General features: G+C 39.3%; 8 protein-coding genes. 6 read left to right on the top strand and 2 right to left on the bottom strand.

The features are described 5' to 3' along the window. The first annotated feature begins 236 nt into the window (after positions 1–236). From rpmH to mnmE, 5 genes are read left to right on the top strand one after another with little or no spacing between them, the layout of a single operon-like run. Positions 237–371 carry a 50S ribosomal protein L34 gene (gene rpmH, locus Q91_RS11385; RefSeq protein ID WP_015007058.1) on the top strand — a complete coding sequence of 45 codons (135 nt, stop codon included), beginning with the start codon at positions 237–239 and terminating at the stop codon, positions 369–371. Further along, positions 362–727: a ribonuclease P protein component gene (rnpA, locus tag Q91_RS11380; RefSeq protein WP_330216881.1), complete on the top strand. Its 366-nt coding sequence runs from the start codon at positions 362–364 to the stop codon at positions 725–727. Before rpmH ends, rnpA begins: the two co-directional genes overlap by 10 nt. Continuing rightward, positions 720–950, top strand: a complete 231-nt coding sequence (yidD, locus tag Q91_RS11540) for a membrane protein insertion efficiency factor YidD (protein ID WP_015007056.1) — start codon at positions 720–722, stop codon at positions 948–950. The genes rnpA and yidD overlap by 8 nt, the downstream gene beginning before the upstream one ends. Further along, positions 943–2,580, top strand: a complete 1,638-nt coding sequence (gene yidC / locus Q91_RS11375; RefSeq protein ID WP_015007055.1) for a membrane protein insertase YidC — start codon at positions 943–945, stop codon at positions 2,578–2,580. The genes yidD and yidC overlap by 8 nt, the downstream gene beginning before the upstream one ends. A 7-nt stretch (positions 2,581–2,587) precedes the next feature. After that, entirely contained in the window at positions 2,588–3,940 is a 1,353-nt protein-coding gene (gene mnmE, locus Q91_RS11370) for a tRNA uridine-5-carboxymethylaminomethyl(34) synthesis GTPase MnmE (RefSeq protein ID WP_015007054.1), read from the top strand. A 75-nt stretch (positions 3,941–4,015) separates the two neighbouring features. Here mnmE and Q91_RS11815 read toward each other — a convergent pair whose 3' ends face one another. After that, the gene (locus Q91_RS11815) at positions 4,016–4,621 is read right to left on the bottom strand and encodes an OmpP1/FadL family transporter (protein WP_015007053.1); all 606 of its coding nucleotides are present in this window, start codon (positions 4,619–4,621) and stop codon (positions 4,016–4,018) included. Then, positions 4,588–5,238, bottom strand: a complete 651-nt coding sequence (locus tag Q91_RS11810) for an outer membrane protein transport protein (protein ID WP_015007052.1) — start codon at positions 5,236–5,238, stop codon at positions 4,588–4,590. The genes Q91_RS11815 and Q91_RS11810 overlap by 34 nt, the downstream gene beginning before the upstream one ends. 373 nt (positions 5,239–5,611) lie before the next feature. Here Q91_RS11810 and Q91_RS11355 point away from each other — a divergent pair, with 373 nt between their 5' ends. Next, positions 5,612–6,268, top strand: coding sequence for a nitroreductase family protein (locus Q91_RS11355; protein ID WP_015007051.1), 657 nt, complete (start codon positions 5,612–5,614; stop codon positions 6,266–6,268). The last annotated feature ends 109 nt before the right edge of the window (positions 6,269–6,377 follow it).

Below are 6,377 nucleotides of genomic sequence, written 5' to 3'. Positions count from 1 at the left end.
ATTAATCCTTGATAAAATTGAAACGAATGGCTTATAAGAATACCCCTTAAAGGGAAAGTTATCCACAGTAAAAAAGATTCATTAGAGAACGACACTACGGCGGGAATCTTTATTTAAATATTGACTTTTTAGAGAAATAAAACTAACCTTCCCAGTCTTTTTCTCGAAAGAAAATCAAGCTCCAAAAAGCTATCTTTCGTCATATTATTAATTAGTCATTCATAGGACATTTCAACATGAAAAGAACGTTTCAACCAAGCAACTTAAAAAGAGCGAGAACACACGGTTTTAGAGCAAGAATGGCAACTAAATCAGGCCGTAAAATTATCAATGCTAGACGTGCGAAAGGTCGAGCTCGTTTATCAGCGTAATAAAAGAAAAAAAGCACGCGTTTACAAAAACACACAAGCTGAACAGCCCGTCGGAATACGCTAACGTTTTTAAGGGAGCTGAAAGAAGCACGGATGACTTGCTGACTGTCTTAGCGCGAAAAAAAAACTTATCTGGAGCAAGGCTTGGCCTCGCAATCGCTAAGAAAAATGTTAAAAGAGCTGTAAAAAGAAACGCTATTAAACGAGTAGTTAGAGAGTCGTTTAGACAGCAAAAAGAACACTTATCTGGCTACGACTTTGTTATTTTATGTCGCCACAAGGCTGCTTCGGCAAGTAAAAAAGAATTGGCAACATCCATTAATAGACATTGGATTAGGTTTATGAAAAGTGAATAAACTCTTTATTTATTTGATTAAATTTTATCGATATTTTGTTAGCCCATTGCTAGGTAGTCGTTGCCGTTTCTACCCTACATGCTCACAGTACGCGCTTGAAGCTTTTCAACAATACAGAACAATAAAAGCAATAAGCCTTACACTAAAAAGGCTTTTACGTTGCCAGCCTTTTTGTAAGGGTGGTGTAGACCCGTTACCAACGTCAGATAAAACTCATGGATAATCAAAGAACATTACTTTTTGCAGCGCTAGCATTTATAGCAGTGCTTATTTGGCAAGCTTGGCAAAAAGACTATGTCTTACCACAACAAATACAACAGCAAGTGCAAAGTGAGGGCGTTAATTCATCAGCGGATGTACCTAATGTTGCTAAAAGTGAGCCGTTACCAACCGGTGTTAATCAAGAGACAGAATCAAAGGATTTGGCGCTTAACGGCGGTGTTATAGAGGTTATTACAGACGTATATGAGCTGAAAATTGATAAAGTTGGTGGCAATATAGTTAACCTTTATTTAACTCAGTATCCGGATACGAAAGGTTTAGAAGAAACAGTTCAACTGTTAAATAACACACCGTCCAAAACATTCGTTGTTGAGTCTGGCTTAATTGTCCAAAATGGTGAAAGCCCTAATCATCACGCGCTTTGGAGTGCATCTGACAGTCAATATGTAATGACAGGTGATGAGTTGCGGGTGCCGTTAACTTGGAAAAATGAAAACGGTATAGAAGTTACTAAAACCTATGTGTTTAGCAAAGGTAGCTATAAAGTTGATGTTGAAACAAGTATAGAAAATAACGGCTCTAATAGCTGGTCTGCTAGAGAGTATTTGCAAATAAAGCGTAATGATTATGCTGATAAGAAAGCAAACTCAATGATCTATACGTATACTGGTGGTGTTTTGTATACAGATGAGGACAAGTATCAAAAAATTGATTTTGATGATATGGAGGATGAAAACCTTAGCCAAGAAGCCACAGGTGGCTGGGCAGGGATGATTCAACATTACTTCGGCGTTGCTTGGGTGCCGGAAAAAGAGAATAACTACACATACTATACAAAAGCATTAAGTGCTGGAAAGTATGTAATTGGCGCTTATTCACCGATGACAGTTGTCGAGCCAGGACAGAGAAAAACAATTAATTCGGTATTATTTGCAGGGCCAAAATTACAAGAGCAGCTTAAGGAAATTGCACCGGGCCTAGAGTTAATGGTTGATTACGGTAAGCTTACGATTATTGCAGAACCGATTTTTTGGCTGTTAAGTTTCTTCTATGATTTTGTAGGAAACTGGGGTGTTGCTATCATTATGGTAACGTTTACCATCAAAGCACTGTTCTTTAAGCTATCTGAAAAAAGCTATAAATCAATGGCGCATATGAAATTGGTGCAGCCAAGAATCGTTGCATTAAAAGAACGGTATGGGGACGATAAACAGCAGCTGAATAAAGCGATGATGGAGCTGTATAAAACAGAAAAAATAAACCCATTGAGTGGTTGTTTACCGATTCTGATTCAAATTCCTGTTTTTATCGCTTTGTATTGGACCTTACTAGAAAGTGTTGAGCTAAGACAGGCTCCTTTTGCACTGTGGATTGATAACTTATCTGCTGCCGACCCGTACTTTATTTTACCCGTTATTTATGGGATCACTATGTTCTTCCAGCAGCGTTTAAACCCTGCTCCGGTCGATCCTATGCAAAAGAAAGTGATGCAAATGCTACCGATTATGTTTACTGGTTTTTTTGCCTTTTTCCCAGCAGGCTTAGTGCTGTACTGGATCGTGAATAATCTATTAACGATTGCTCAACAGACAGTGATTATGAAACGTATAGAGTCGGGAAAAGAAAAGTAATTTATTGATGGCTAATAACGACACTATTGCTGCTGTTGCCACAGCCAGTGGTCGTGGTGGAATTGGCATTATTAGGATTAGCGGTACAAACACAAAACAAATTAGCCAGCAGCTACTGGGCAGTGAAATACCCGCCAGACAAGCTTGCTTCAAGTTATTTAAAGCAAACGATAATAGCACTATTGATAGTGGGCTTGCGTTGTACTTTAAGTCTCCAGCCTCTTATACAGGTGAAGATACTTTAGAGCTTCAAGGGCATGGTGGCCCAGTTGTTTTAGATATGCTTTTAAAAAGAGTGTTAGCCCTAGGTGCACGCCTTGCTGAACCGGGTGAATTCACCCAAAGGGCATTTTTAAATAATAAATTAGACCTAGCTCAAGCTGAGGCAGTTGCTGATATTATTGATGCAGGGACAGCGGCAGCAGCCTCATCAGCGCAACGATCGTTGCAAGGGGCTTTTTCAGAGCGAATTAATGATCTACAAAGGCAATTAACACACTTGCGTTTATATGTAGAGTCGGCGATTGACTTTAGTGATGAAGATATTGATTTTTTAGCTGGTGAAGAGCTACAAAAAATAATCTCAAACCTACAACAAGCCTTTAAAACGATTACAGAAACGGCAAAGCAAGGAAGTTTATTGCGTGATGGGATGACCGTGGTATTGGCTGGTAAACCGAATGCTGGTAAATCAAGTTTATTAAATGCACTTTCACAACGTGATGCGGCGATTGTGACAGCAGTCGCTGGAACGACTCGTGACGTGCTCAAAGAGCAAATTCAATTAGATGGTATGCCAGTACATATTATTGATACGGCAGGTCTACGTGAAACCAGCGATATTATTGAACAAGAAGGCGTTAAAAGAGCAAAACATGCCATTTCACAAGCAGATCAAGTGTTGTTAGTGGTGGATGATCAAGAATCAAGCGCTGATGATTATTTGTCTTTATTAAATGATATACCCGCCTCAGTTCCAGTAACGATAGTTTTTAATAAAGTGGATATTACCGGTACGCAGGTAGGAGAAACAACGTCGAAAGATGGGCGAACGATAATAAGGCTTTCAGCAAAACATAAAGATGGGTTAAATCTTTTAACTCAACACCTGAAAGAAAGAATGGGGTTTAATTCAGAAGAAAAAAATGTATTTTTAGCTCGTCGTAGGCATTTAGATGCATTGACTCGATCTCATGCTTTTTTAAATGATGGTATTGTCCAGTTACTTCATTATCAAGCTGGGGAGATGTTTGCAGAAGACTTGCGATTGGCACAAAATGCGTTATCTGAAATTACTGGAAAAATGACACCGGATGATCTTTTAGGGGAGATTTTCTCTTCATTCTGTATAGGAAAATAAAGAAATCTGGGTGAGTTAACTATCGACGTAGTTAGTCTACTTTATACGTTTTATTTAGGGGTAAATATAGACTCTTTAGAGCATACGCATAAAGCTAATACCAAAGTCATAACAACGGTGGTCAACACCATACCCAGTGCCGCCCCACATAGTACCCACTAAGACGTCGACTTTCCAGGTGTCGTATTGAAATCCCATCCCTACGTTAGCGATTTGTATATCACCTAGGGTAATGGTTGCAGGGTTCTCAAACTCAGAAGGAACACCTGAAGACTCATTGGTATAACCAGCTCGTAAAGTTATCTTGTTATTTAGAAGGTACTCGGTACCAACACTATAACCATGGGCACGATTCCAGCCAGGGTCACCATCAACATTTTGTAAGAATTTTCCGGGTTCATCAAAGGTAGCATTAGAGCCAGGCCAGTTGAAATCACTCCAGTCATTTTCTCGATAATCATAAGTAAAGGTAAGTTTTTTTGTAGGTTTATATGCAACACCTACACCCCATGAAGCACCGTATTCAAAATCAGTATGCCCATCACTTTTTTCATTGGTTTTAAATGGGTCAATGTTGCTGCCGCCTTTAAGCCTAATCTTTGTATCACCTTCTAGTTTTATGTCACTGCCAGTGCGATATATTGCGCCTACACTCCACTGCTCATTAAACTTATAAAGCACACCAATGTTTCCTTGAAAACCATAACCCCATTTACGTATTTTTGCATCGTAGTTATAGTTCCAGTCGGAGCCAGAGGCAGAGATATAATCTTTCTTAACATCGCCACGCCAAAACCGACACTTAACTTCTGCGTTACTTGATAACCGATAGAGCCGTTGATACTCATCAAGCCAAGAACGGCAAAAACATCGGCTTCGATTTCTGCATCATTAGCAGGATCAAATATTTTATCGTTGTAACTTGAATATGCCCCGCCTACACCAAAGGCACCACCGGCCAGTGTATAGCGACCAAAATTTTTAAATATAAGAAACGATGGCATGGTAGCAGCACCTAACCAAAGCTCTTCATCATCATCAAAGTTAGTCGGTTCGGATGGGTAAAAGCCAGGAAATAAATCGCCCTTATTGGGGTCGTAATCACCACCAGGGAGTGAGTTATTTGAAACACCGTTTTTAGCATCAACGTCAGCTGTCATTGAGTACACGCCAAAAGTATAACCAGCACCTTTTAATTGACTTAAACCAGCAGGGTTCCAAAAGACAGCAGAAGCATCATCTGCCAAACCAATAAATGCGCTACCCATGCTCATGGCACGAATGCCTAGGCCTTCCATATTTACGCCACTAGCGTAAGTTTTTGTTGCTGGAACTGAGGACAGTGAGATTAATGCGAGGCTGAGAAAAATACTGCTAAACCAGGTTTTTTTTGAAAGAGGCTCTTCCGTTGAGAGAGTGAATTCATTATAGTAACCGTTTCCCTTAATTTTATTTTTTATAATCAACGCATTATATCAGAGAATATTAGTATTAGATGATATCGGTGAAACAAATGATATAACGCGAAGGCGTGAATGAAGGGCGTTTAAACAGGACTCTGTTTTAGATAAAACCAAATCAAAGGCACTTTGTTCATTCATACTTTGGTATATTGATGGTTTGCCCTAAAAGGGAAAAGAAATTTATTCTAATAATGGTATAAGTAAAAAGATGACCCACCCAATAATTGAAAGCCTGTTGTGGAGGCATACCACTAAAAAGTACGATGCTTCAAAAAAAATACCCGAAGAGGAATTAAAGGTGCTTTTTGAAGCAATGCGCTTATCACCCTCCTCTATTAATTCACAGCCTTGGCGGTTTGTTGTTATTGAGAGCGATGAAGCAAGACAACGTATGAGTCGGACATTTGCTCATAAATATCAGTTTAACCAAGCGCATGTTTTCGATAGCTCTCAAATTATTCTGTTTGCTCACAAACCACGTTACACTCGTGATGATTTTGCAAAAGTGGTTGATAGAGGGATTGCAGATAAGCGTATAAAGCAAGAAGACCGCGACAAAGCCTTTGCTATTTTTGGATTTGCTGAAAGCAATACGGATGAAACAGGGGATACTAGCAACTGGACAAAAGCACAGACCTACCTTGCTTTAGGGAATACTTTACATACATTGGCCCGGCTTAAGATTGACTCTACGGCTTTGGAAGGTATTGATGCGGATTTGGTAAACGAAGAATTTAAAAAAGAGTTGGGCGACTACCGTTGTGAAGTGGCGCTAGCGATTGGTTACCATCACCCTGATGAAGACTATAATGCAAAACTTCCAAAATCACGACACAGCTTAAACAGTGTTTTAGTGCGCATATAAGACGATAAGTACAGGTTTAAAACAACATTAAATAGGCGAATTTTTAGTTTCTATTTTAAATAGTGTGTTGATCGATCTTTGCTTTTGGGGCATAACGAAATAATCAGTA

The sequence above is a fragment of the Cycloclasticus sp. P1 genome, assembly GCF_000299965.1.
Lineage (GTDB): Bacteria > Pseudomonadota > Gammaproteobacteria > Methylococcales > Cycloclasticaceae > Cycloclasticus > Cycloclasticus pugetii.
Note: the sequence above shows the minus strand (reverse complement) of the source record. Positions and strands in the feature narration are given on the sequence as shown.